22 protein-coding genes are annotated in these 23,272 nt (G+C 70.0%); 9 read left to right on the top strand and 13 right to left on the bottom strand.

The window, feature by feature from the left end; translation table 11 throughout:
* Positions 1-284: 284 nt before the first annotated feature.
* The 4 genes from COGEMETH_RS06280 to COGEMETH_RS06265 all read right to left on the bottom strand — a co-directional run bounded on the left by COGEMETH_RS06280 (position 285) and on the right by COGEMETH_RS06265 (position 6,115).
* Complete coding sequence (locus tag COGEMETH_RS06280; RefSeq protein ID WP_238181748.1) at positions 285-1,973, bottom strand: coiled-coil domain-containing protein; 1,689 nt, start codon at positions 1,971-1,973, stop codon at positions 285-287.
* 51 nt (positions 1,974-2,024) lie between these two features.
* Complete coding sequence (locus COGEMETH_RS06275; RefSeq protein ID WP_238181747.1) at positions 2,025-3,098, bottom strand: dsDNA nuclease domain-containing protein; 1,074 nt, start codon at positions 3,096-3,098, stop codon at positions 2,025-2,027.
* Between the two features lie 449 nt (positions 3,099-3,547).
* The gene (locus COGEMETH_RS06270) at positions 3,548-5,512 is read right to left on the bottom strand and encodes an aq_1923 C-terminal domain (RefSeq protein ID WP_238181746.1); all 1,965 of its coding nucleotides are present in this window, start codon (positions 5,510-5,512) and stop codon (positions 3,548-3,550) included.
* 276 nt (positions 5,513-5,788) lie between these two features.
* Positions 5,789-6,115 (bottom strand): HesB/IscA family protein, encoded by a 327-nt coding sequence (locus tag COGEMETH_RS06265; protein WP_238181745.1) that lies wholly within the window; start codon positions 6,113-6,115, stop codon positions 5,789-5,791.
* A gap of 214 nt (positions 6,116-6,329) precedes the next feature.
* Here COGEMETH_RS06265 and COGEMETH_RS06260 point away from each other — a divergent pair, with 214 nt between their 5' ends.
* On the top strand, positions 6,330-7,619 hold the full coding sequence (locus tag COGEMETH_RS06260; RefSeq protein WP_238181744.1) for a deoxyguanosinetriphosphate triphosphohydrolase: 1,290 nt from the start codon (positions 6,330-6,332) through the stop codon (positions 7,617-7,619).
* Between the two features lie 28 nt (positions 7,620-7,647).
* Here the strand turns inward: COGEMETH_RS06260 and COGEMETH_RS06255 are convergent, their stop codons facing one another.
* Positions 7,648-8,175, bottom strand: coding sequence for a hypothetical protein (locus COGEMETH_RS06255; protein ID WP_238181781.1), 528 nt, complete (start codon positions 8,173-8,175; stop codon positions 7,648-7,650).
* Between the two features lie 235 nt (positions 8,176-8,410).
* On the opposite strand from COGEMETH_RS06255, the gene argS reads away from it, so the two are divergent.
* From argS to tatC, 6 genes are all read left to right on the top strand, one after another.
* Complete coding sequence (gene argS / locus COGEMETH_RS06250; RefSeq protein WP_238181743.1) at positions 8,411-10,171, top strand: arginine--tRNA ligase; 1,761 nt, start codon at positions 8,411-8,413, stop codon at positions 10,169-10,171.
* A gap of 32 nt (positions 10,172-10,203) precedes the next feature.
* A complete protein-coding gene (locus COGEMETH_RS06245; RefSeq protein WP_238181742.1) occupies positions 10,204-11,625 on the top strand; it encodes an SPOR domain-containing protein in 1,422 nt (473 codons plus the stop codon).
* Between the two features lie 196 nt (positions 11,626-11,821).
* Entirely contained in the window at positions 11,822-12,829 is a 1,008-nt protein-coding gene (gene nagZ, locus COGEMETH_RS06240) for a beta-N-acetylhexosaminidase (RefSeq protein WP_238181741.1), read from the top strand.
* A 177-nt stretch (positions 12,830-13,006) separates the two neighbouring features.
* Positions 13,007-13,288 carry a twin-arginine translocase TatA/TatE family subunit gene (locus tag COGEMETH_RS06235; protein WP_238181740.1) on the top strand — a complete coding sequence of 94 codons (282 nt, stop codon included), beginning with the start codon at positions 13,007-13,009 and terminating at the stop codon, positions 13,286-13,288.
* 127 nt (positions 13,289-13,415) lie between these two features.
* Positions 13,416-13,976: a Sec-independent protein translocase protein TatB gene (gene tatB / locus COGEMETH_RS06230; RefSeq protein WP_238181739.1), complete on the top strand. Its 561-nt coding sequence runs from the start codon at positions 13,416-13,418 to the stop codon at positions 13,974-13,976.
* Between the two features lie 4 nt (positions 13,977-13,980).
* Complete coding sequence (gene tatC / locus COGEMETH_RS06225) at positions 13,981-14,781, top strand: twin-arginine translocase subunit TatC (protein ID WP_238181738.1); 801 nt, start codon at positions 13,981-13,983, stop codon at positions 14,779-14,781.
* 47 nt (positions 14,782-14,828) lie between these two features.
* On the opposite strand, the gene COGEMETH_RS06220 is transcribed toward tatC, so the two are convergent.
* From COGEMETH_RS06220 to COGEMETH_RS06185, 8 genes are all read right to left on the bottom strand, one after another.
* Complete coding sequence (locus tag COGEMETH_RS06220; protein ID WP_238181737.1) at positions 14,829-15,608, bottom strand: DUF1223 domain-containing protein; 780 nt, start codon at positions 15,606-15,608, stop codon at positions 14,829-14,831.
* A 7-nt stretch (positions 15,609-15,615) separates the two neighbouring features.
* The gene (locus COGEMETH_RS06215; protein WP_238181736.1) at positions 15,616-16,644 is read right to left on the bottom strand and encodes a lipid A biosynthesis lauroyl acyltransferase; all 1,029 of its coding nucleotides are present in this window, start codon (positions 16,642-16,644) and stop codon (positions 15,616-15,618) included.
* Between the two features lie 106 nt (positions 16,645-16,750).
* Entirely contained in the window at positions 16,751-17,773 is a 1,023-nt protein-coding gene (locus tag COGEMETH_RS06210; RefSeq protein ID WP_238181775.1) for a zinc-binding dehydrogenase, read from the bottom strand.
* Between the two features lie 272 nt (positions 17,774-18,045).
* Positions 18,046-18,333, bottom strand: coding sequence for an SH3 domain-containing protein (locus COGEMETH_RS06205; RefSeq protein ID WP_238181735.1), 288 nt, complete (start codon positions 18,331-18,333; stop codon positions 18,046-18,048).
* Between the two features lie 14 nt (positions 18,334-18,347).
* On the bottom strand, positions 18,348-19,112 hold the full coding sequence (locus COGEMETH_RS06200) for an SDR family oxidoreductase (RefSeq protein ID WP_238181734.1): 765 nt from the start codon (positions 19,110-19,112) through the stop codon (positions 18,348-18,350).
* A complete protein-coding gene (locus COGEMETH_RS06195) occupies positions 19,109-20,407 on the bottom strand; it encodes a beta-ketoacyl-ACP synthase (protein ID WP_238181733.1) in 1,299 nt (432 codons plus the stop codon). Before COGEMETH_RS06195 ends, COGEMETH_RS06200 begins: the two co-directional genes overlap by 4 nt.
* Positions 20,408-20,518: 111 nt before the next feature.
* Entirely contained in the window at positions 20,519-21,781 is a 1,263-nt protein-coding gene (locus tag COGEMETH_RS06190) for an aminopeptidase (RefSeq protein WP_238181732.1), read from the bottom strand.
* Between the two features lie 54 nt (positions 21,782-21,835).
* Complete coding sequence (locus tag COGEMETH_RS06185; RefSeq protein WP_238181731.1) at positions 21,836-22,129, bottom strand: DUF2218 domain-containing protein; 294 nt, start codon at positions 22,127-22,129, stop codon at positions 21,836-21,838.
* A gap of 394 nt (positions 22,130-22,523) precedes the next feature.
* Here COGEMETH_RS06185 and COGEMETH_RS06180 point away from each other — a divergent pair, with 394 nt between their 5' ends.
* On the top strand, positions 22,524-22,796 hold the full coding sequence (locus tag COGEMETH_RS06180) for a hypothetical protein (protein ID WP_238181730.1): 273 nt from the start codon (positions 22,524-22,526) through the stop codon (positions 22,794-22,796).
* A 233-nt stretch (positions 22,797-23,029) separates the two neighbouring features.
* Positions 23,030-23,269 (top strand): hypothetical protein, encoded by a 240-nt coding sequence (locus tag COGEMETH_RS06175; protein WP_238181729.1) that lies wholly within the window; start codon positions 23,030-23,032, stop codon positions 23,267-23,269.
* Positions 23,270-23,272 lie beyond the last annotated feature (3 nt).

Here is a 23,272-nt window from a genome sequence, read left to right as displayed (position 1 = left end):
CTGGCGGGGTCCTGGGACGGACCGCGGGCGACCACTTCGGACATCAGCCTAGGAGCGGCGCGGGCACGCCGTCCAACTCAAAGGTTGGATGGATTGATGCCGGGCGCGCATCGATCGGGGTGGGGCTTGGCCGGTGTCGGCGCGACTATGCGTTGGACCGCATTGACGGAGGAGCCGCTGACCGGCACTTCTTCCCCTACCCCTTGTGCGGAGGAGGAGGGGTAGGGGTGGGGATGATTCAGGATCGAGCGGTGCATCGCCCTATTTAGGCGTTCGAGGTTAGCTCAAATCATTTGGCTTCTAAATCCGTCGATGAATGCCGACACTTCTGAGTATAGATTCGGTTGGAGCAACTTGCGCTCGTTGGTCAAATCGATCCTCTTTCCGCTCATCTCATATCCGTTTAGCGATACCGACCCCACGATGAACTGGGCATTCGCAGGCCTCCGCGCTTCAATTGTGCTGAAGATGCGCTTCGCGTTTACCGGGTCCTGATCCTGCTGCAATGGACTGTCGAGGATGACGGGCGCCGTAATTGCTGTTGTGTGCTCGAAGCAGGTGCTGACGAACGAAAGGATGTAGGACAGGACCGCACGTGGATGAACCGATCCGGTATCCTTGATAACATGGTGGATTTTTTGCGCCTTATCTAGATTGACGTTTTTAACATCAAGCAAATTCATGTTTGCCGTAATCTCTTTAGCAAAGAACGCCTCTATTTTCTGCTTCCGTGTTTTGTTTTCGAGTTTGCGAATCAATTTTTTGACCGAATCAATTCTAGTGGTCAGATCACCTGTCTTTGCCTCAATCTCCGCGGCCTGCTGATCGAAGACGCTCAGAGCCTGACGCTGTCCTTCTGAAGCGATTACCTGAGCGAGAGTGATCTCCCCTTGTTTGATGGTGAGCACTTGCTGGGCGGCGGCAATCTGCTCGTCAACGGTCCTGAGATTGAGGTGAGCGGCTTCAACCTGCGTTTTTACCTCGATCATCTGGTCGACAAGTTCATTCAGAACCGCAACGCATGCCTCCCGGTCCTCGATGATGCCGAACCTCATTGCGAAGTTATTCTCGTGGATCGTTCCGCACGTTGGGCAAGGGATAGGCTCATCGCCACGCTCGACGAGCCATTGGCGATCGTTCTCAAGCTCTTTCAGGGCGCGACGTCCGACCTCGAACTGGTCGTTCAGGAGCGTTCTTTGCGCGATAGCGTCGCTCAACGCGGCGGCGAACTTGGCTCGCTTCTCGCGCAGCTTTTTCAACTCCGCCAGCAAACGCAGGATCGCCGCTTCGTACGCCTCCTGGTCAATCGACAACGCGTCATGAGTCACAGATTGCCGAAGAGCCAAGGCCGACCGTTCAACGACGGTTGCTTGGCTCTGCAACCCGCCTTTTTCGGCGGCCATTTGTTGAAGCTCGGCTCGGCGGACGAACCATTCGTCCGGCAGGATGCCCGAATGGTATGAGACAATGCTTCGATGATACCCAGCGAACTGCTTCAGCCCACTGAACGACTGCCAAGGACGCTCCCAGCCTACATCCTGATCGACGTAAAACGGTAGAAAGAAGAAGGCGGGTGTCGGGGTCGTCGGAATCCCCTTGCGGTCCGGCAAGACCAGATTGATTCCAAGTAGCTTCGCGAGATACGGAGCTAACTGGCTTGTTACCCTTTGCATCGATTCTTTGAGGATACGTGCGTCATCGAACAGTGCAAAAATCGATCCATGCCGAAACATGAAGAAGGTTTTACCGTCTACTTGGAATTCAAGAAGGCCAGTCACCTTTAGGTTAGGCCAGCTTTCGTGAACGCGCGCAGGATCTGCGCCGAGGATCCAGTATAAGGATTTGATCAGGGACGACTTACCGGTTGAGTTGCCCCCTAGAATGATCGTCATCTTCGGGTCGAATGTTGTCTGGAACGCCGCCTGTTCCAGGTCGGACATGAGATATAATTTTTTGAAGAGTAAGTTTTTCATTTGTCTTCTTGCGCAAATTCCTCACCAGCAATCTAAATTTGCGCTCGTCCGTCATGATGAGAACTCATACAAAAAAGCGGCACTTAGGTATGCCTCGTCCTGAGAAATGCCAAATTGCTGGCCGAGCGAGCGGAGGCGGCCAAGATTTGATCTGACGATCTCAGCGAGCGTTTGATCGTCATCGTCAATACTGTTTGCGAGATCGCACAGTTTTGTGCAAAAGCGCTCGAAAGCGTGTGAAGCTTGGCTGAGCTTGTCAATCTCGTAGCGTGCCCAAGCCCGGCCGATGTCGCGCTTCTGGACGGGAGATATCCCTGTAAGGTCGCCCGAAACAACAGACCACTTTGGCCTACTCTGATGGCGCCGTTTCGTTTCGTCCAGCATCTCTTGAACCTGAGCACGCGTGAGCGCCTTCGCCCGCATTAAATCCTGGAAGTTCGTCACGCTACCCATGTGCTTAGATCGTTCTCGGGCATGTTCGAGAACGACCACGACGAACGCCGATGATGGACAGTCCGGAATTCCAAGTTCGCGCTCAAGAAACTGGAGGATCAAACCCCGGAGCATGGTTCCGGGCCTCCTCAAAGGGAGGTCCGATAGATGATACTCGAATAAATTGATGTCGCCTGCAGCGAACGTTGAAATCTCGGCAGCTAGGGCTTTCCTGAGCGCGTCAGTTTTGACACTATCCCCTTCATCGAAAGTGCAAGGGCACTTCGACTGCTCAATGAATTCACAAGGCTGATTGGTGACAAAGCCAAGAATCTCAGCCGCACTGCCAAATTTGATCCGGTTATCGTACATCTTGGCCACTATTGACGGCACTCTGTCGCTTCCTCCGCGCTGCTTGTAGCGTTGTGTAAGCCGCTTCACGGTCCAATGGCCGGAGTCTCTCGTTTTGACTTGGTAGAAGCTTGCTCTTGTGGGCTGGGACGAGCTGTTGAGCACGACAATGTCGTCGTGGAATTCAAACGCGACTGCGTAGTCGTCGGACCTTTCGTGCAGCATCAGAACGAGCGAGACAGCCCACGATGATTGGTAATCGAGCCGTTCGAGCGCGATGCTTCCACCTTTCTCGCGTTGCGGAATGGCAACGAGATCGTCCATCAAGCTCAAGGCCTGCACTCCCGTAGCCATATCCTTGTCATGCGAGGATCATCCATAGGTGGCTCCGACGCAACCTTGGAGGGTCGCTTTTTATGTGGGGTGTCTAACAGAACACGCCCGCCAGAAAGTCCGCTTTCGTCGTTAGAAGGCGAAAGCTGCGAGTTGGCTTCCTGTCAGTTCCAGTCGCTCAGCCTGCCCGGAAGCGGACATACTCAGGAGCTGATTTGGGTCACTTCAAGGCCTTCACCTGGGCCGTGCAGAATGTCCGCTACACCCCTCGTTCGCTCCGAAGCGGACCGACAGCTTTCGGCCACGTCTAGACATGCGCCAACGCGCCGACGAACGTATCAATCGTATAGAAACCGGGGACGTCCAAAAAGTACCAAGCGTCAGATGTCCGCCACTCGCGACAAAGGGAGGCGAGGTACCCGGTCACGACCGGAGCCAAGCTTTTGCGCAGCGCTCCATCAATCGGCCTTGGCATCCACGTCGAGCTTGTCGAGGACGGCGGCGGGGGAGCGGGCGGCGCTGAAGTCGGCGAAGCCGAGGCCGGTCCCGTTCCGGGCCCGGGCGCTGAGGGCGAGCCGGCCGGGCTTGACCACGAACTGGCCCATCGCCGCGCCGATGGCGCGGGCCGCCGGGGAGTTGCCGAGGATCACCGGCACGCCGAGCTGGCTCGCGGTGACGTATTCCTGGCGCAGCTCGTCCGGCTTCAGGCTCAGGGTCTTGGCCTGCGCGCTGAGGAAGCGCTCGAACAGGCCGGTGTTCTCGATGGTGAGGTCGAGGGTCTTGGCGGTGGCCGTGAACATCAGCAGGCTGGCATCGGGCAGGCTGCCGGAGAACACCTCCGGCCCGAAGCCGCCGAGCGTCCCGGCCAGCCGCAGGGTGCCCATGTCGCGGCCGGACACGGAGACCTCGCGGAGCGAGATCTCGCGCTTGGCCTCGTCCCAGGCGGCATCCGCCACGAAGTTCAGGTCGAGGTCCCGGTAGCCGTAGGCTGGCAGCGCATCGAGCACCGGCGTGCCGGCGGCCAGCGAGGCCGGAAGGGTCAGGCCCGAGAGGCTGATGCGGCCGGCGGTCGGCACCCCGTCCCGCGGCGGCCCGAAGCTGATCGCGGCGTCGCGCAGGGTCAGGTGCAGGGGGGCTGCCGGGCTCGGGGGCGCCAGGGGATCGGCCCCCTTCGGATCGGCCCCCTTCGGATCGGCCCCCTTGGCCTCCCGCTTGCCGCCCGCGTTCCGGGCCTTCGGCGCATCGCCCTTGGTGCCGTCTCCCTTGGGGCCGTCTCCCTTGGGTCGGTCGCCCGGCGGCAGGTCGAGGCTGAGGTCCTGGACGCTCAGGGCGCCGATCGCAGGCGCCAGCCGGCGCAGGTCCTCCTCCTGCACCTCCGTCTCGGGCTTGGCGAGCCTGCGCAGGGTGGCGATGGTCGGCGCCAGGGAGAAGCCGGCCAGCGACAGGCGGCCCAGCCGCGCGCGCAGGGCCCCTTGCGAGACCGCGACGGCCTCCAGCGTCGTGCCGGCATCGGCCCCGGAGGCCGAATAGGCGATGCGGCCGACCTCGATCAGCAGCGGTCCGTCCGAATCCGCGTCGCTCAGGGACAGGCCCCGCGCTTCGAGGCCGCCCACCGAGACCCCCTCGGCGAGGTCGGCGGCCGCGCCCGCGAGCCCGGCCCGCTCGGCCGGCGACATGTCCGCGTCGCCGTCCAGGGCGGCGAGGTTCGCGGTGAGCGCGTCGAAGGCGCCGCTCCAGCCGCCGGGGATCGGGCGGCCCCCGAGGTCGCGCCCGTCGAGGGCGGCGAGCTTGACCGTCGTGCCGGACTCGTCGGTGTAGATCACGTCCGCGACCTTGATCGTGGCGTAGACGCGCTGGACCGCGCCCTTGCCGTCGCCCGGCGTGCCGTAGAGGCGGGTCAGCGCCGCGAGGTCGAGGTCGGTGGCCTGGATGCGGCCGTAGGTGCCCGAGCCCTTCGAGGGGCCCCCCGTGATGCTGATGGCCGCGCCCGCCGAGGTCAGCTCGGCGATCCGGCCCGCGCGCACGTCGCGGGCGGTGACCTCGCGGTAGGTGACGGTCTGGCGCGCCTCGCCGGGGCCTGCATGCTCCGAGACCAGGACGGGGATGGTGATGCTGGCCGCCTCCAGCCGGGTGAGGCGGGCGGCCCAGGGCTCGGGCGAGTCCGGCCGCAGGATGGCCATCAGCTCGTCCTTGGACAGGCGGGTGCCGCTGACCGTCGCCCTCGGCGCCTTGAGCAGGGTGGTGCCGAGCGGCAGGGCGATGTCGACCAGGGTCACGTCCTGCACCGCCGAGGCCGCCTCCTGCGCGGCCGCGGGCGTCGGCGGCCCGCCGGCGCCGGCCAGCAGCGCCAAGGCGCAGACCGAGGCGCAGACCGAGGCGAATGCCGCCCGCACGCGGCGGGCGCGGCCCTTCGGGTGGGTCATGATGGTGTCCGAAGCTCGCGCGGAATTCGTCTGAGGGGAGGCTTGCCGGTCGCACTGCGCCTGCCCGCATCCGTGCCGGGTTTTGCGGGGCGAGGCAATCAGGCCGCGCCGCACCCACGCCGTTCCGGTGCCGCCTGTCATACGGACGCAACGGCCCGCGCCCGTGCGACGCGCCGGTTGAGGGGTAACGCGCGGCGCGGCCACATCATGTCCGAGACGAAGGCCCGCCCGGATGTCCCTGACGGGTCTCGTCTTTCCCTGGAGCGTGGAGACGCGTCAGAGCGAGAAGGAGGTGCCGCAGCCGCAGGAGGCGGTCGCCTGCGGGTTCTCGATCTTGAAGGACTGGCCGATCAGGTCGTTGACGAAATCGATGGTCGAGCCGGCGATGTATTCCAGGGAGACCGGGTCGACGATCACGGTGGCGCCGTCGCGCTCGATCGCGACGTCCTGCGCCTCCCGCGAGCGGGCGATGTCGAAGGCGTAGGAGAAGCCCGAGCAGCCGCCGCCGTTGACGCTGATGCGCAGGGACGCGCCCGGGGGCTCGGCGCCCATGATCTCGTTGATGCGCCTGGCGGCGCGGGGGGTCAGGACGATCTCGGCCATGGATGAGCCACAGGTGATTGCTGGTGAACGCCGCCCCCGGCGATTGCCGGATGCGTGCCGCACCACAAGATATGCGCCACGGGGCCGCGCCGCAACGCGGGCTGCGTGATAGGCGGGGCCGACGGACCGAGCCTCGGTGAGGAGGGCTCATCGAGGCGCGGCCCCCGCGACTGCGGGGCGGCGGCCGTCCGCCGGACCTCATAGGTCCCGACCTATGAGACTTGGGAACAAGGGATCGTCATGGGCAGGAGGCGACGTGCGGGCCAACGGTGAGCGCTGGCGCGCGCCCTACGCGACCGATCCGGCCCGGACCCGCGGGCGGCTGATCGCCGAGCCCGGCTCGCCGACCCGCAGCGACTTCCAGCGCGACCGCGACCGCATCGTGCATTCCACGGCCTTCCGGCGGCTCAAGCACAAGACCCAGGTCTTCGTGCACCACGAAGGCGACCATTACCGCACGCGCCTCACCCACACGCTGGAAGTCAGCCAGATCGCCCGCGCGCTGGCCCGTGCGCTCGGCCTCGACGAGGACCTCGCCGAGGCGCTGGCCCTGTCGCACGACCTCGGCCACACCTGCTTCGGGCATACGGGGGAGGACGCGCTCGATGCCTGCATGGCGGCCCATGGCGGCTTCGACCACAACGCCCAGGCCCTGCGCATCGTCACCCGGCTGGAGCGTCGCTATGCCGGCTTCGACGGCCTCAACCTCGCCTGGGAGACCCTGGAGGGGCTGGTCAAGCACAATGGCCCCCTGCTCCTGCCCGAGGGCGGCCCGACGCCGCGCTACCGGATGGCCGGCATCCCGGCCGCGATCCTGGACTACGACGCGCAGCACCCCTTGGAGCTGTCGCGCTTCGCCGGACCGGAGGCGCAGGCGGCGGCATTGGCCGACGACATCGCCTACGATTCCCACGACCTCGACGACGGCCTGCGCGCCGGCCTGTTCGACCTCGCCGACCTCGCCGAGGTGCCGTTCCTGGAAGGCCTGCTGAACGAGATCGAGGCCCTGCACCCAGGCCTGGAGACATCGCGAAGGATCCACGAACTGGCCCGGCGGGTCATCACCCGGTTCGTGGAGGACGTGATCGCGGAGGCCAACGCCCGGATCGCGGCCCTCGCCCCGCAGGACGTCGCCGACATCCGGGGGGCGGCGGGCCCCGTCATCGCCTTCTCACCGGCGATCGCCCGGGCCGATGCCGACATCAAGCGCTTCCTCTACGCCCGGATGTACCGCCACCCCGGCGTGATGGCGGTGCGGGCCAAGGCCAACCGCATCGTCGCCGAGCTGTTCGCTTGCTTTTCCGCCGACCCGTCGCTGATGCCGGAGGAATGGAGCGCCGGGCTGGAGCGGGCTCCCGAAGGCCGGGTCGCCCGGCGCATCGCCGACTACATCGCCGGCATGACCGACACCTACGCGGTGCTCGCCCACCGCCGGTTCCACGCGACCACGCCGGACCTGCACTGGGCGCCCCCGAGCCGGGGCCTGCCGCTCGCCGAACCGTGAGGTCCGGCGGGCGACGAAGGTGCGGGCGTCAGTAGCCGTAGCAATCGGCGCCGTAGGACGTGCCGTAGCCGTAGGAGGCGGGCGCGTAGCCGTAGCCGCCGCCGTAGCTTGCCCCGTAGCCATACCCGCCGTAGCCCGCCGGGGCGTAGCTGCCATATCCCCCGTAGCCCCCGCCATAGCCCCCGTAGCCGCCGCCATAGCCGTAGCCGCCCGAGAGCGCGCCGGCCGCGAGCCCGACGCCCAGGCCGATGCCGGCGCCGGCCAGGCCGTAGCCGAGGCCGCCGTATCCGCGCCCGCCGTATCCACCGTACCCGCCGCGATAGCCGCCGTAGCCGGCGCTCCGGTATCCGCCGTAGCCGCCGCGATAGCCCGCGACCCCGCCGCCGAACCCGCCGGACCGATGGCCGGCAAAGCCCCCGCGGCCTCCGAAGCCACCATGGCCGCCGTATCCGCCGTGCCCGCCATAGCCGCCGCCGAAGCCGCGGGCCTCGGCGCCCGCGGGCACCATCATCAGGGCGGCGCCGAGCGCCGTACCTGCCAGAACAAGGGCCTTCATGATCGTTCTCCACCGCCAGGGGCATGCAGGGCATGCGGCCCTCAGGTTGAACGCAAACTTGGCCCCGTCCGTTCAAGGGGTCAGTCTACGCATCCGTAGTCGGGCCGGCCTGATAACCCGTCCCGCGGCGGGGAACGGGGCGGCCTCCGCCCGCCGTGACACCCAAGGCCCCCCTTGCTATCGAGCCCCGTAAGGCACGGGCCGCGGCCCGTGCGAGCGGAAACCGACTGCGATCATGAACATCTTCGCCCTGTTCGAGGCGCGCGTGCGCGAGGCTCTCGAAGCGCTGACCCGGTCCGGCACGCTGCCCGCGGGGCTCGACCTCGCCCGCGTGGTGGTCGAGCCCCCGCGCGACCCGAGCCACGGGGACCTCGCCACCAACGCCGCCCTGGTGCTCGCCAAGGAGGCCAAGGCCAACCCGAAGGCCCTGGGCGAGGCCCTGGCGGCGGAGCTGCGCGCCGACCCGCGGGTGGTGGAGGCCAGCGTCGCCGGCCCCGGCTTCATCAACCTGCGCCTGGCCCCCGAGGTTTTTCACGATGTGGTGCGCGCAGCGCTGGCCGATCCCCAAGGCTACGGCCGCGGGCACATGGCGGGTGGGCCGGTCAACGTCGAGTACGTCTCGGCCAACCCCACCGGGCCGATGCATGTCGGCCACGGCCGCGGCGCGGTGTTCGGCGATGCGCTGGCCAACCTCCTGGTCGCCGCCGGCCGGAGCGTGACGCGCGAGTACTACATCAACGATGCCGGCGCGCAGGTCGACGTGCTCGCCCGCTCCGCCTACCTGCGCTACCGCGAGGCGCTGGGCGAGGCGGTCGGCCCGATCCCCGAGGGGCTCTATCCGGGCGACTACCTCGTGCCGGTGGGCCGCACCCTGGCCGAGCGCCACGGCCGCGCCCTGCTCGGCCTGCCCGAGGCCGCGTGGCTGGCCCCGGTGCGCGACACCGCCATCGCCATGATGATGGACATGATCCGGGCGGATCTGGCCGCCATCGGCATCCACCACGACGTGTTCTTCTCCGAGCGCACCCTGCAGGACGGCAACGGGGGGGCGGTCGCCGCCCTCCTTGCGGAGCTGCGGGCGAAGGGCCTCGTCTACGAGGGCCGGCTGCCGCCGCCCAAGGGGCAGGTGCCGGAGGATTGGGAGGACCGGGAGCAGACCCTGTTCCGCACCAAGGAGTTCGGCGACGACACCGACCGGCCGCTGCTGAAGTCGGACGGCTCGTACACCTACTTCGCCTCCGACATCGCCTATCACCGGGCCAAGTACCTGGCCGGCGCGACCGAGCTGATCGACGTGCTGGGCGCCGACCACGGCGGCTACGTCAAGCGCATGCAGGCGGCCGTGAAGGCCGTGACCGACGGGCGGGCGCGCCTCGACGTCAAGCTCTGCCAGCTCGTGCGGCTTCTGCGCGCGGGCGAGCCGGTGAAGATGAGCAAGCGCTCGGGCGAGTTCGTGACCCTGCGCGAGGTCATCGACGAGGTCGGCCGCGACGCGATCCGCTTCATGATGCTCTACCGCAAGAACGACGCGACCCTCGACTTCGATCTCGCCAAGGTGGTCGAGCAATCCAAGGACAACCCGGTCTTCTACGTCCAGTACGCCCATGCCCGCTGCCGCTCGGTGCAGCGCCAGGCCCGCGAAGCCTTTTCGGATACCGACTTCGCCGACGCGGACTATTTGGGGGCGGCCGACCTCACCCTCCTTACGGATGCGGGCGAGGCGGAGATGATGCGCCTGATCGCGCAGTATCCGCGCGTGCTGGAGGCGGCGGCCGCCGCGCACGAACCGCACCGCGTCGCCTTCCACCTCTATGAAACCGCAAGTGCGCTGCATAGTTTCTGGAACAAGGGCAAAGACTTGCCGCAATTACGGTTTGTTAATGCAACCGACCTAAAGTCCACCCAGGCGAGGCTGGCCCTCGTGGAGACGTTGCGGGGCACGATCGCCTCCGGTCTCGCGGTACTCGGCGTCACCGCGCCCGACGAGATGCGGTAGCCCGAGCCGGCGTTGAATGTGAGGATGCTGCAATGACGAACGCTTCGCGCGCGCCGGTCGATCTCGAAGCCTTCGCGCGCGACCTGCAGCACTCCGCCGCCGCGGCGAGCCCCCAGCCCACGGGCAAGGGCGACCCGCTGGCCGAACTCGCCCGCATCGTCGGGCAGGACGATCCCTTCCGCGCCCTGCTCGCCGCCCGCGACGCGCGCCACGCCACGGACGCCGCCCAGCAGGCCGCGGCCGGCCAGCAAGCCGGGCACGACCCCCGCGGCCGGATCGAGCCGAGCTTCGCCCCGGAGGCCGCCCCCCGGCCGACGCCGGCCGACGCCTTCGACCAGTACCTCGCCTCCGTCGAGCACGATTACGCGGCAGACCCCGCCCATGCCGAGCCGGAGCAGGCGGCGGAGCCGGAGGTCTACGACGGGCGCGCCCTCAAGCGGGTGAAGCCCCGCCGGCGCCTCGCCACGGTGGGCGCGGGCGTCGCGGTCGTCGTCGTCGCCGTCACCGGCGCCCTGACCTGGAAGGGCCTGCATCACGGCGGCTCCGGCGGCGTGCCGATCGTCCAGGCGGACACCTCGCCCCTCAAGGTCGCCCCCAAGGTCGCCGACGGCGTCGAGATCCCCGACCAGAACCGGCAGATCTACGAGCCCAAGGTCAAGGACAGCCAGATCCGCATCGTCAACCGCGAGGAGCAGCCCCTCGACGTGGCCCAGGCGGCCCGCTCGGCCCAAGGGAATGCCCAAGGAAGCGCCCAGACCGGATCGCAGACCGGCAGCGTCACGCCGGGCAGCGCGCCGCTCGACGCCTTCGGCGAGCCCCGCCGGGTCCGCACCGTGGCGGTCAAGCCCGAATCACCCCCGGCCGCAGCCCAGCGCGACGCCGCCGTCGAGCCCGTGATTCCCTCCGCGATCCCGACCATGACCCTGCCCTCCGACGAGGCTCCCGCCCCGCGGTCGCGCTCCATCCGCCAGGCCTCCGCGACGCCGCAGATGCCCGCCCAGGCCGCTCCCGTGCAGCCCGCCCCGACGCAGACGGCCTCGGTCCAGCCCGCCCCGTCCGCCGAGCGTACCCCCGTCGCCGCGGCGCCCGCCCCCGTCCGGCCGAAGGCGCCGCAGCGCGTCGCCTCGATCGCGCCGGACGTGACCAGCCCCGTCGAATCGCCGGCGACGACCGCCGCCACGGCCACGGCCTCTACGGTGAGCGACGCGGCGGTGGGCGGCTTCTCGGTCCAGCTCGGCGTGCGCAACAGCGCCCGCGACGCCCAGGCCGCCTTCCGCGAGATGCAGGGCAAGTACGGCCAGCTCGCCGGCAAGCCCGAGCTGATCCGGCAGGCCGAGGTCAACGGCAAGACCATCTTCCGCGTCCGCGTCGGGCCCCTGGCCAAGGCCGAGGCGACCAGCCTGTGCAGCGCCCTCCAGGGCGCGGGCGGCCAGTGCTTCGTGGCCAAGAACTGATCTTTTCGGCCCTTCGATCCGGTCGGCGGCAGCGAGTCCCCGAAGCAACACGCTCCCGCCGCCACGTCGGTTGCGGGACGCGGCGGACGGTTTCGGCTTGCGGGCGGCCGCCGCCCGTCCGACCCTGCCGGCCTCGATTCTGCGGGCCGACGACCCGACCTCCGATCCCTGAAAACCTTCGCGCGAGCCGTCCCCGATGAGTTCCCGTGCCCTGATCCTCGGTTGCGCCGGCAAGTCCCTCTCGGCGGAGGAGGCCGCCTTCTTCCGCGACGTGCGGCCGTGGGGCTTCATCCTGTTCAAGCGCAACGTCGGCACCCCGGACGAGGTGCGTGCGCTCACCGCATCCCTCCGGGCCACCGTCGGCCGGGACGACGCCCCGATCCTGATCGACCAGGAGGGCGGCCGGGTGCAGCGCATGGGGCCGCCGCACTGGCCGGCCTATCCGGCCGGCGGCCGGTTCGCGCGCATGAACGGCTCGGCCGCCGCGATGGCCCGGCTCGGCGCCCGACTGATGGCCCACGATCTCGCCGAGGTCGGCATCAACGTCGACTGCGCCCCCGTCCTCGACGTGCCGGTGGCCGGCTCCCACGACATCATCGGCGACCGCGCCTACGGCGACAGCCCGCAGGCCGTGGCCGAGATCGGCCGGGCCGTGGCCGAGGGCCTGATGGCCGGCGGCGTCCTGCCGGTGATGAAGCACATCCCCGGCCACGGCCGCGCGGGCTGCGACAGCCACCACGGCCTGCCGGTGGTGGCGGCCGACCGCGACGCCCTGCGGGCCCAGGACTTCCTGCCCTTCCGGGCGCTCTCCGACCTGCCCATGGCCATGAGCGCCCACGTGGTCTTCTCGGGCCTCGACCCCGAGCGGCCGGCGACGCAGTCGCGCATCGTGATCGACCAGGTGATCCGCGGCACGATCGGCTTCGACGGCCTGCTGATGACCGACGACCTCTCGATGCACGCGCTCACCGGCCCGTTCCGCGCCCGCGCCGAGGCGGCCTTCGAGGCCGGGATCGACGTGGCGCTCCACTGCAACGGCACGATGGACGAGATGCGGGCGGTGGCCGAGGGCACCCCGCTGCTCGCGGGCGAGCCCGCCCGCCGGGCCGCCGCGGCGCTGGACCGCCTCACGGGCTCGCGGGAGGGCTTCGACCTGCCCGAGGCCCGCGCGCGCTTTGCCGCCGCCCTGTCCCAGGCCGCCTGAGGCGGACCGGGCCGCCACCCGCCGCGGCGATCGGCGTCGGGGTTTCGTCACCCGTCGAGTCCCGGCCCCCGCTTGTGCTGACGGGGCGCGATCCCTAGGTTCGGCCCGAAATCCGATCGCAGACGCGGCGCCCCGCAGGCGCTTCCTCAAGCGTGGACAAGGACTCGGGAGGTTGCCATGGGCAGCATGAGTATCTGGCACTGGGTCGTCGTCGCCGTCATCGTGATGCTGCTGTTCGGACGCGGCAAGGTCTCGGACCTGATGGGCGACGTCGCCAAGGGCATCAAGGCCTTCAAGAAGGGCATGGCCGAGGACGAGACGCCCGCGCAGGCGAGCCACCCGGTCCAGCCGGCCGCCCCGAACGAGCCCGTCCGCACCATCCCGCACGCGGCCGAGACCACCCCCGGCACCGCGATCCCCGCGAGCCACCTTCCCGGCGGCGAGCGCAAGCCCGTCTGAAGCGCGGCGTTTTCGGGCGGACCGGTATCCAGGCCGCCCGAACATGCTAAGGCCGGATCGGTAGAGCCCATCCGGGGCCGCGCCCGAGGGGCGGCGGCGTCGCCCCAGGCCCAGGACCGTCGACCACATGCTGGACATGAGTTGGGGGGAGGTGATGCTGATCGGCGGCGTCGCCCTCATCGTCATCGGGCCGAAGGACCTGCCGAAGGCGCTGCGCACCGTCGGGCAGATCACGACGAAGCTGCGCCGCATGGCCGGCGAGTTCCAGATGCAGTTCAACGAGGCGATCCGCGAGGCCGAACTCGACGAGGTCCGCCGCGAGGTCGACGGCATCCGCAACACGGTCAAGACCGCGGGCACCGGCTTCAACCCGGTCCAGACCATCCGCGACGAATTGAAGGGCGCCGTCGAGGCGCGCGTGCCCAAGCCCGACTGGTCCGGTTCCGGCACGCAGGCCGACCCGGCACCCGGCACGCTGGCCGCGGCGACGGCCCAGTTGAAGGCCGCCGAGGGGGCGGACCCGCAGGGCGCCCCGTCCGCCGTCGTCAAGGACGCGAGCTACGACGTGCCCCTGCCGATGCCGGTGCCCGACCCCGCCGACGACCCGTTCGGCCCCCCGGCGGAACCGGCATCCCCCTCCCCGCCCCCGGCCAAGCCCGTGCCGGCCGATTCCCCGCCGGACCGCTGAGACCATGATCAACGAGGCGGACGAGGCCGAGGTCGAGGCGTCGCGGGCACCGCTCCTCGATCACCTGATCGAGTTGCGCGCGCGGCTGATCAAGTCGCTCATCGCCTTCGTGGTGATGTTCTTCGGCTGCTTCTTCTTCTCGCGCCAGATCTACAACATCCTGGTCCACCCCTACGTCTCGATCGTGGGCGTCGAGAACGCCAAGCTCATCGCGACGCACTTCCTCGAACAGGTCTTCACCAACATCAAGCTCAGCGTCTTCGGGGCGGCCTTCCTGGCGTTCCCGGTGATCGCGACGCAGATCTACGCCTTCGTGGCGCCGGGGCTCTACCGCAACGAACGCAAGGCGTTCCTGCCCTACCTCGTGGCCACGCCGGTCTTCTTCCTGCTGGGCGCGCTGGTGGTGTTCTTCCTGGCGATGCCGCTCTTGATCCAGTTCTCGGTCTCGCTCCAGCAGGTGAACGTGCCGGGCGAGGCGACGATCTCGCTGCTGCCGAAGGTGGACGAGTACCTCTCGCTGATCATGACCCTGATCTTCGCCTTCGGCATCGCGTTCCAGATGCCGGTGATCCTGACGCTGCTCGGGCAGATCGGCGTGATCGACGCCAAGTTCCTGCGGGAGAAGCGCCGCTACGCCATCGTGCTGGTGTTCGTGGCCGCCGCCGTGCTGACGCCGCCGGACGTGATCTCGCAGCTCTCGCTCGCCCTGCCGATGCTGCTGCTCTACGAGGCCTCCGTCTTCTCCGTCGCGCGGATGGAGAAGCTGCGCGCGGCCCGCCGCGTCGCGGACGGCCTCGATCCGTAGGCCGCCGAGGCCTACGACCGCGGCCCCTTCTACCGACCTGGCCCCGTCTACAGGCCCGGCCCCTTGGCCGCCCCCCAGATGCGGCCGGGCCGGCCGTTCGGGGCGCCCTGGACGACGATCGCCCAGGTATCGGCCTCGGCGCCCTCGACCGCCTTGCGGGAGATCTCGTAGCGGGCCGCCTGCCCCGTCCAGGTGCCGAGGCGCTGGAGGCCGCGGGCGACGTTGACGTAGGTCGCCACCCGGCCCTTGTTCTCGCCGTGCTCGATCGTGACGGCCCGGCTGCGCAGCACCGGCACCAGCCAGACCTCGCCCTTGCCGCCGGCGTCGCCGCCGACGTCCACCACGATCCGGCCGCCGCGCTCCTCGCCGCGGACCGGGACGGGCAGGCCCCCCTGCATCGCCGCCTCGCCCAGGACGCGCTCCAGGCCGGCCCGGTCCGAGCCCACCACGGAGGCGCCGCCGTTGACCACGGCCTGGGGCGTGTAGACCTGCCGCGCGCCGCGGGAACTGCCGTAGGCGTGCTGGCGCTCGGTGAAGGGGCGCTGGGCCAGGGTGTCGCGCCAGCCGAGATAGTCCCAGTAGGTGACGGGGAAGGTCAGGGCGAGGACGCCTGGCCGGCGGGCCAGCTCCCCCACCACCGGATCGGCCGAGCGGCAGACGGCGCAACCCTGGCTGGTGAACATCTCGACGACGGCGCGCAAAGGTTCGGCGCGCAAAGGTTCTGCGCGCACGGGCTCGGCGACGGCGACGCCCGGCACGGCGCAGAGGGCGGCCAGGACCGCCAGGGACAGGCCGGCCCGGCCGTGAGCGAGAAAGCCTTGCGTCATGGCCGCATCAGAGCGCGCCCGCGCCGCCCTGTGAAGTCACGTTGGCTTGAGACGGCTCAACCACCGGTGAGGGCCGGACCTCCGCGGCTGCGGTGGGCGTGCGCGCCTTCGGCAGCATGTTGGGCCGCCAGCGGCGGTGCATCCAGAGCCACTGGCCGGGATTCTCCCGCACCCAGCCTTCCAGCACGGCCGTCATCGCCTGCATCGCGCCGGCCACCTCGATCTCGCCGCCCGCGTCGCGGGGCAGCGCCAGCGGCGGGGTCAGTTCCAGCCGGAAGCGGCCGCCGCCGAGCCGCACCACGCGGGCGCCGTGGACCGGGCAGTCGTAGTGCCGGGCGAGCTTGGCCAGCAGGGGGTTGGCCAGGCACGGCCGGCCGAAGAACTCGACCACCACGCCGCGGGTGAAGTGCTGGTCGATCAACTGCCCGAGATGGCCGCCGCGCTCCACCACGCCCTGCATGGCGAAGGCCGCCCCCGGCCCGGAGGCCGCAAGTCCCCCCATGGTGCGGCGCCGGACCTCCTGCACGAGGCGGGCGGCGGCCGGGTTGTTGGGCGGGCGGAACACCGCGGTCGCCTCCAGGCCGAACTTGGCGGCGCAGATGGCGGGCAATTCCCAGTTGCCGAGATGGGCGGAGAAGATCAGGCCCGGCTTGCCGTCGTCGCGCAGGGCGTAGAAGTGCTCCAGCCCCGAGACCTCCATGCGCTGGCTCTCGGGGATGGCGGGGTCGTAGTCGAACAGAGTGTCGAGGTGGGCGTATTCGGCGCCCGTGCGCCCGAGGTTGTCCCAGGCCCCGCGGGCGAGCGCCTGGACCTCGGCCTCCGCCATCCCCGGAAAGGCCGCGCGCAGGTTGGCCACCGCCGTGCGGTGAGCCGGCAGCCAGGGGCCGATCCGCCGCAGCAGCCCGGCCCCGGTATCGCTGGCGCGCTCGGGGCCGAGGGCGCGGGCCAGCCAGAACAGGGCCCGGATCAGCGGGACCATGGCGTAGCCGGCCAGCCGGGGGCCGGAGCGTTGCAGGATCAGGGCGAGGCGCAGCAAGGGAGGCTCCGGGTCGCGGCGTCCCGTCGGCGCGGGCCTCGCGATGGGTCGGCGGCCGGATCGGCCGTCCCCCGCTTAGACGATTTCGCGTCGCCGCGGGAGGATTTCAGAACTCCACCAGGATCTTGCCGAAGACCTTGCGGGATTCGAGCCGCTCCAGCCCCTGCGCGAAGGCGGCCAGGGGATAGACCGTGTCGACCACCGGCAGGATGCCCTGCGCCATCTTGTCCAGCGATTCGCGGATGTTGGCGAGCCGGCAGCCGAACGAGCCGGTGATGCGGTATTGCTGCTGGAACAGCTGCATCAGGTTCATGGTCGTGGACACGCCCGAGGTCGAGCCGCAGGTCACGAGGCGCCCGCCGCGCTTGAGGCAGAGCAGGGAGCCGTTCCAGGTGTCGGGCCCGACATGCTCGAACACCACGTCCACGCCCTTGCGCTTCGTCAGCCGCCGCACCTCGCCCTCGAAGCGCTCGGTGCGGTAGTTCACGACGTGGTCGGCCCCGAGCTCGGCGGCCTTGGCGCCCTTCTCGTCGTCGCCCACCGTCGTGTAGACCGTGCAGCCGATGGCCTTGGCCATGCGGATCGCCGCCGTGCCGATGCCGGAGCCGCCGGCATGGACCAGCACGCTCTCGCCCGGTTCGAGCCTGGCGTTGTCGAACAGCATGTGCTGCACGGTGCCGAAGGCGATCGGCGCGCAGGCGGCATCGACCAGGCCGACGCCCGGCGGCACCTTGACCACGAGGCGGGCCGGCATGTTGACCCGCTCGCGGGCGAAGCCGTCGATATGGAAGCCCATCACCCCGGCCACCTCCTCGCAGAGGTTGTCGCGGCCCTCGCGGCAGGCCTTGCAATGCCCGCAGGTCTGCGCGCCGTAGAGCGCCACGGAATCGCCGACCGCGAGGCCCGTGACGCCCTCGCCCAAAGCCGCGACCTCGCCCGCCGCCTCGGCACCCACCGTCAGCGGCAGCCTGCGCTTGGCGAAGGCCATCCCGCGAAAGCCCCAGACGTCGATGAAATTGAGCCCGACCGCGCGCACGCGCACCTGGACCTCGCCGGGACCGGGCGGCGGCGGCGCCTCGACCTCGGTCAGGCGCAGGTCACGGTCTCCGAAGAGTTGCAGGGCTTGCATCACGGTCTTTCCGGCTGCCGGGGCGGGCCGCCGCATTGCGAGTTAGGTTCAGGGCGCCGTCTCGGGCGTCTTCCCCTCCCCCTTGTGGGGAGGGGTCAGGGGTGGGGGTGGTTCAGGATCGAGCGGATCGGTGCCTCCTGCACCACCCCCACCTCCGGCTCCTCCCCACAAGGGGGAGGAGAGGCCCGCACTCGGGCCGCGGCACGACCTGAACCGGCTTCCATCCGCGTCACGGTATCCCTACGCAGCCCGCCGGGGCGCATCAAGCCGGGTCACTCCGGCACCAGATACCGCCGCCGGGCCCAGCCCACCGCGCGGCCGACCTTGACGCGGCACCAGGTGGTGCGGCTCGGGGTGTCGTTGGTGCAGCCGGAGACCAGGGCCCGGCCGCGGATCTCGCCGACCACCTCGGCGCCCGCATCCGGCTCGGCGCGGATGCTGAGCGCCTCGCCGCGCGGCAGGCCGTCGAGGCGGTAGGGCACGGGTTCGGCCACGGCCGGCCCCGCGCCGAGGACTGCGAGGAGGCAGGCGGCGTACAGGGCGGGGAGCCGGGTTGTCATGATCGCGCGCGCCATCAGGTGCGGTGCACGCCCATCATCGCGGTCAGGCCGCCGTCGACGGGCAGGACGGCGCCGGTGACGTAGGCGGCCGCATCCCCCATCAGGAAGGCTGCCAGGCCCGCGACCTCGGCGGGGGCGGCAAAGCGCCCCGCCGGGATCTGGCGCTCCATCCCGGCCCTGTGGGCGGCGTAAGGGGCCATCATCGCGGTGTCGATGAAGCCCGGCGCGATGACGTTGACGGTGACGCCGCGCCTGGCCGACTCGATGGCCAGCGTCCGGCAATAGGCGATCAGGGCGCCCTTGGTCGCGGCATAGGCCGCGTTGCCGGCATTGCCCCGCAGGGCCGCCACCGAGCCGATGGCGACGATGCGGCCGGCTCTGGCCCGGATCATCCCCCGCACCAGGGCCTTGGCCAGCCGGGTCAGCGAGAAGAAGTTGACCTGCATGGCGGCTTCCGCCCGGTCCTGGTCCAGCATGGCGGCCAGCGCGTCGCTCGATTGCCCGGCATTGTGCACGAGGCCGTACCAGCCCGCGCCCTCCTGCGCCTCGCAGAAGGCGTCGAGGGCGGCCCGGTCCGACAGGTCGAGGGGGTGGGCCGAAAACGCCCCCTCGGGATGGGCGGCGCGCAACGCGCCGAGCAGCGCCTCGGCCTGCGCGGCGGAGGAGCGATAGGTGAAGTCGACGGCGTATCCCCCCGCCGCCAGGGCCTGCACGATCGCCGCGCCGAGGCCCGAGGCGCCCCCGGTGACGAGGACGCGGCGCTGGTCCGGGCCGCTCATGCGGGCTCGGCCCCGAGGACGAGGCAGGTGTTCTGGCCGCCGAAGCCGAAGGCGTTCGAGAGCACGCGGGCGACGGGCATGTCGCGGGCGGTGGCCACCACGTCGAGGGGGATGGCCGGGTCCGGCAGGGCGTAGTTGATCGTGGGCGGGATGCGGCCGTGCCGGATCGTCAGCAGCGAGACCGCCGCCTCGATGGCGCCGGCCGCCGTGAGGGTGTGCCCGATCATCGACTTGTTCGAGGTCACTGGGATGCGCGCGACCGCCTCGCCGAACACGGCAGCGAGGCCGAACGCCTCCATCTTGTCGTTCTCCGGCGTCGAGGTGCCGTGGGCGTTGACCGTGTCGATGCCCTCCGGGCCGAGGCCGGCATCCGCCAGGCTCGCGCGGATCGCGGCGATGACCGGCGCCCCGTCCGGGCTGGAGCGGGTGCGGTGGAAGCCGTCGCCCTTCTCGCCGCAGCCGAGCACGTAGCCGAGGATGGTCGCGCCCCGCGCGGCGGCGGCCTGCGCATCCTCCAGCACCAGGGCGGCGGCGCCCTCCCCCATGACGAAGCCGTCCCGGTTCTTCGAGAACGGCTTGGAGGCGCCCTCCGGCGGGTCGTTCTGGGTCGAGAGGGCCGAGAGCAGGGAGAAGCGGATCAGGGATTCCGGGTTCACCGAGCCGTCCGTGCCGATGCAGAGCGCGGCCTGCATCTCGCCGCGGCGGATCGCCTCGACGCCGAGCTGGATCGCGGTGGCGCCGGACGAGCAGGCGGTCGAGAGGGAGATCGGCGAGCCGCGCGTGCCGAAGCGCTCGGCGATCCGGTCGGCCACGGTGCCGAAGATGAAGAGGTCGTGCCAGTCATCGAACGCCCGGCTCGCGGCGGCCCTCTGGAGCCCGGCATAGGTCACGGCCCCCTCCCCGCCGGCGGCCTCGGCCAGCGCCCGGCGCTGAGGCCATTCCATCTCGACGGGGGGGACCGCGATGAACAGGGCGCCCGGAAAGTCGCCGGCCGAGCCGATGCCCGCCTGGCCCACGGCCTCCTCGGCGGCGACCCGCGCGAACCGCTCCGACAGCAGGGGGGCGACGAGGGGATCGGTGTCGAGGAAGTCCACCGTGCCGGCGATGCGGGTGCGCAGGCCGTCGGTGGGAAACCGCGCGATGGCGTGGATGCCGGAGCGGCCGGCGGTGAGCGCGGCCCAGTTCTCGGCCTGCCCCTGCCCGAGGGAGGTGACCATGCCGATGCCGGTGACGGCGACCAGCGGCCGGCCCTTGGCGTCCCGATGCTTGGCGTCGCGGTGGGAGAGTCCAGTCATGAGCCCGTCTGTAATGGCTTTTTCGAGCGCGCACACCCTGGGGAACGACGGATCGGGGCCGTCGTCAGGCGGGCTCGTGTGTCGGATCGATCGGGTCGGCGAAGATGGGCCTCAGACCCACTCCCCACCGCGCATCACCGGCACGGCGCTGCCGTCCTGCGCGATGCCGTCCACGTCGACCTCGGCCGAGCCGATCATCCAGTCGATATGGATCAGGCTGCGGTTGGCGCCCCGCGCGGCGAGGTCGTCCTCGCTCAAGCCCGCGCCCCCATCGCGAAAACACTTGGAATAGGCCTGGCCCAGGGCGATGTGGCTCGCCGCGTTCTCGTCGTAGAGGGTGTTGTAGAACAGGAGCCCCGAGGCCGAGATCGCGGAGGAGGCCGGCACCAGCGCCACCTCGCCGAGGCGCCGTGCACCCGCGTCGGTGTCGAGCACCCGCTCCAGCACGTCGGCCCCGGTGCGGGCCTGCGATTCGACGATGCGGCCCTCCGCGAACCGGACCCGGATGCCGTCGATCAGGGTGCCCTGGTAGGAGAGCGGCTTGGTGCTGGCCACGTACCCGTCCACCCGCGCCTTGTGCGGGGTGGTGAAGACCTCCTCGGTCGGGATGTTGGCGTTGCAGGTGATGCCGCTGCGCGAGGTGGCCGCGCCCCCGCACCATTCGTGGTCGTCGGCCAGCCCCACGGTGAGGTCGGTGCCGGGCCCCCGGAAGCGGATCGCGGAGAAGCGGTGGCCGTTGAGCCGGTCCTTGCGGGCGTGGAGGGCGGCGTTGTGGGCCGTCCAGTCCGCGATCGGGTCGTCCCCGTCGACGCGGGAGGCGGAGAAGATCGCGTCCCAGAGGCGGGCGAGCGCCTCCTCCTCCGGCAGGTCGGGGAAGACCGTGCGGGCCCAGGCGGGGGTGGCCGCCGAGACGATGGTCCAGTTGGTGGCGAAGTTGGCGATCAGCTCCAGCGCCGGCACGTAGGCCTTCGAGCGGGAGCGGTTGGCGCGGGCCACCCGGTCGGGGTCCTGGCCGGCCAGCAGCGCGGGGTCGTCGCCCGCGATCGCGAGCCGGGCCGCGCCGTTGCGGTAGGCGTCGGCCATGCCGGAATAGAGCCAGCCCGCGGCCGTGTCGAAGGCCGCGTCCGGGGCGTGGGCGAAGCGCGCGAGCGTCGCCACGTCGTCGGCGAGCAGCGTCGTGACCAGGGAGGCGCCGGCCTTGTAGGCCTGCACCGTCACGGCGCGGGCGAGCGGCAGCGCGTCGAGGGGCGCGGTCAGCACGAGCTCCTGGCCGGGGCGCAGGTCGAGCCCGACCCGGATCGCGACCCGGGCCAGCCGGTCGAGGCGCTCCGCGAAGGGCAACCCGACACCCTGCGGCTTGGCGTGCACGTTCATCTCATTCCCCGCGAACCGTCCGATCGCGTTATGATCGGTGCGGGGCGGGCCCGGTCAAGTCGCGCGGGACCAGGTGATCTCGCCGAGGCTCTCGCGGAAGGCGAAGCGCATCAGGTGGTCGGAGACCACGTTCTCCAGGCGGGTGAGGCCGGCCGGGTCGGTGGTGTTGATCCGCATCAGGAGGGCGTCGGGCTCCGCGTCGAAGGTGCAGACGCGGTCCTCGCCGAAGGGCACGGTGCCGTGCTCGGGCGTGCTCTTCACCGGGAACTTGTGGCTCCAGTGGCGGCAGAGCTGCTGCAGGTAGCGGCTCGCCTCGGCCGTCTGCACGCGGGCCTGGGAGGTGGGCATCTCACGGTCTCCTTAGAGCTTGTCGGGCGGGTGGACGGGTCGATTCCACCTTCGCAGTTGCGAGCGTCTTGAACCGGGAAAGCAAAGGGCGGGCCCGTCGTCGTCCGCGGGCCCGGGCGGGTGTGGATAAAACTCCGCCCAAACCGTTAACGCAGCGATAACGCACGGGTCCTCGACACTCCCGGATACGGTCCCGGCCGAACCGGCCGGCCTCGCGGAGCGAACCATGCGACGGCCGGCGAGCCGATTTATGGCGCAATGCGAACAATCACCTTAGCCGAAAATGGTGCACCGCACAATCAGATTCTGAGCGAGCCCCTGCCTCGCACCCCCTGCTCCGCGGTGGCGATGCTGGTAATCCTGCGGTCCCTGCCCTCATCGGGCGAGCCTCGGGATGAAACTCCGCGTCCTGTTCTCCGCCTGGGCCCCCGACGACGGGCAGAACACGCGCCGCTGGCTGGACTGGGACCGCCGCGTCGTGGAAACGCACTCTCCCGGCGCCCCGACCTGCGTTGCCCTGAACCACGGCTCGCCCCCGATCGCGGAGGCCGTGTCCTTCGGGCTCGGGAGCCTGATCGGCCTGGAGCGGGTGGCGCCGGAGAGGCACGTCGATTCGGACGGCTGCCGGCTGGCCCTCGGGCGCTGCCGCCCGCTCCTGCCCGCCTAGGACGCCGTGCTGTTCCTGCACACCAAGGGGATCGGCGACCCGTTCCCGGACTACGACTCCCTGCCTCCGCCTCGCCGGCCGCCTCGGAATCGCGGCGAGCCCGTTCAACTTCGGCGCGACCCTGACCCCGTACGACGCGCCCGCCACCCTGCCGGACGCCTTCGCCGACGCCCTGCCATTTCGAGACGAATCTGGTCACGCTCGGGCACAACCGGTTTTCCTTCGAGGGGCTGGTGCCGAGCCTCCTGGCGATGATGGGCGCACGCCCCGTCTTCATGGACGCGGTCGGCCTCGATCCGGCGCTGAACGATTGCGCGAGCTACGACCACAGCCCGGCGTACAATCCCGCCCTGGTCCAGCGGGCGCACGTCCGGCGCCTCCAGCAGGGGGATGCCTACCGCCAGGCGCCGATCCCCGACCGCTTCCTCGGCCCGGAGGCGCGGGCGGGCACGCAGATCGCCTTTCTCATCTGAAGA

Source organism: Methylobacterium trifolii (assembly GCF_022179685.1).
Taxonomy (GTDB): domain Bacteria; phylum Pseudomonadota; class Alphaproteobacteria; order Rhizobiales; family Beijerinckiaceae; genus Methylobacterium; species Methylobacterium trifolii.
Note: the sequence above shows the minus strand (reverse complement) of the source record. Positions and strands in the feature narration are given on the sequence as shown.

Coding starts and splice junctions, on each gene's coding strand:
- COGEMETH_RS06270 (WP_238181746.1), bottom strand. CDS start 5,512: ATGACCCACCCGAAGGGCCGCGCCCGCCGCGTGCGGGCGGCATTCGCC.
- COGEMETH_RS06205 (WP_238181735.1), bottom strand. CDS start 18,333: ATGACAACCCGGCTCCCCGCCCTGTACGCCGCCTGCCTCCTCGCAGTC.
- COGEMETH_RS06190 (WP_238181732.1), bottom strand. CDS start 21,781: ATGAACGTGCACGCCAAGCCGCAGGGTGTCGGGTTGCCCTTCGCGGAG.
- COGEMETH_RS06255 (WP_238181781.1), bottom strand. CDS start 8,175: ATGAAGGCCCTTGTTCTGGCAGGTACGGCGCTCGGCGCCGCCCTGATG.
- COGEMETH_RS06235 (WP_238181740.1), top strand. CDS start 13,007: ATGGGCAGCATGAGTATCTGGCACTGGGTCGTCGTCGCCGTCATCGTG.
- COGEMETH_RS06195 (WP_238181733.1), bottom strand. CDS start 20,407: ATGACTGGACTCTCCCACCGCGACGCCAAGCATCGGGACGCCAAGGGC.
- COGEMETH_RS06200 (WP_238181734.1), bottom strand. CDS start 19,112: ATGAGCGGCCCGGACCAGCGCCGCGTCCTCGTCACCGGGGGCGCCTCG.
- COGEMETH_RS06210 (WP_238181775.1), bottom strand. CDS start 17,773: ATGCAAGCCCTGCAACTCTTCGGAGACCGTGACCTGCGCCTGACCGAG.
- COGEMETH_RS06220 (WP_238181737.1), bottom strand. CDS start 15,608: ATGACGCAAGGCTTTCTCGCTCACGGCCGGGCCGGCCTGTCCCTGGCG.
- tatC (WP_238181738.1), top strand. CDS start 13,981: ATGATCAACGAGGCGGACGAGGCCGAGGTCGAGGCGTCGCGGGCACCG.
- argS (WP_238181743.1), top strand. CDS start 8,411: ATGAACATCTTCGCCCTGTTCGAGGCGCGCGTGCGCGAGGCTCTCGAA.
- COGEMETH_RS06280 (WP_238181748.1), bottom strand. CDS start 1,973: ATGAAAAACTTACTCTTCAAAAAATTATATCTCATGTCCGACCTGGAA.
- COGEMETH_RS06185 (WP_238181731.1), bottom strand. CDS start 22,129: ATGCCCACCTCCCAGGCCCGCGTGCAGACGGCCGAGGCGAGCCGCTAC.
- COGEMETH_RS06265 (WP_238181745.1), bottom strand. CDS start 6,115: ATGGCCGAGATCGTCCTGACCCCCCGCGCCGCCAGGCGCATCAACGAG.
- COGEMETH_RS06180 (WP_238181730.1), top strand. CDS start 22,524: ATGAAACTCCGCGTCCTGTTCTCCGCCTGGGCCCCCGACGACGGGCAG.
- nagZ (WP_238181741.1), top strand. CDS start 11,822: ATGAGTTCCCGTGCCCTGATCCTCGGTTGCGCCGGCAAGTCCCTCTCG.
- COGEMETH_RS06245 (WP_238181742.1), top strand. CDS start 10,204: ATGACGAACGCTTCGCGCGCGCCGGTCGATCTCGAAGCCTTCGCGCGC.
- COGEMETH_RS06260 (WP_238181744.1), top strand. CDS start 6,330: ATGAGACTTGGGAACAAGGGATCGTCATGGGCAGGAGGCGACGTGCGG.
- tatB (WP_238181739.1), top strand. CDS start 13,416: ATGCTGGACATGAGTTGGGGGGAGGTGATGCTGATCGGCGGCGTCGCC.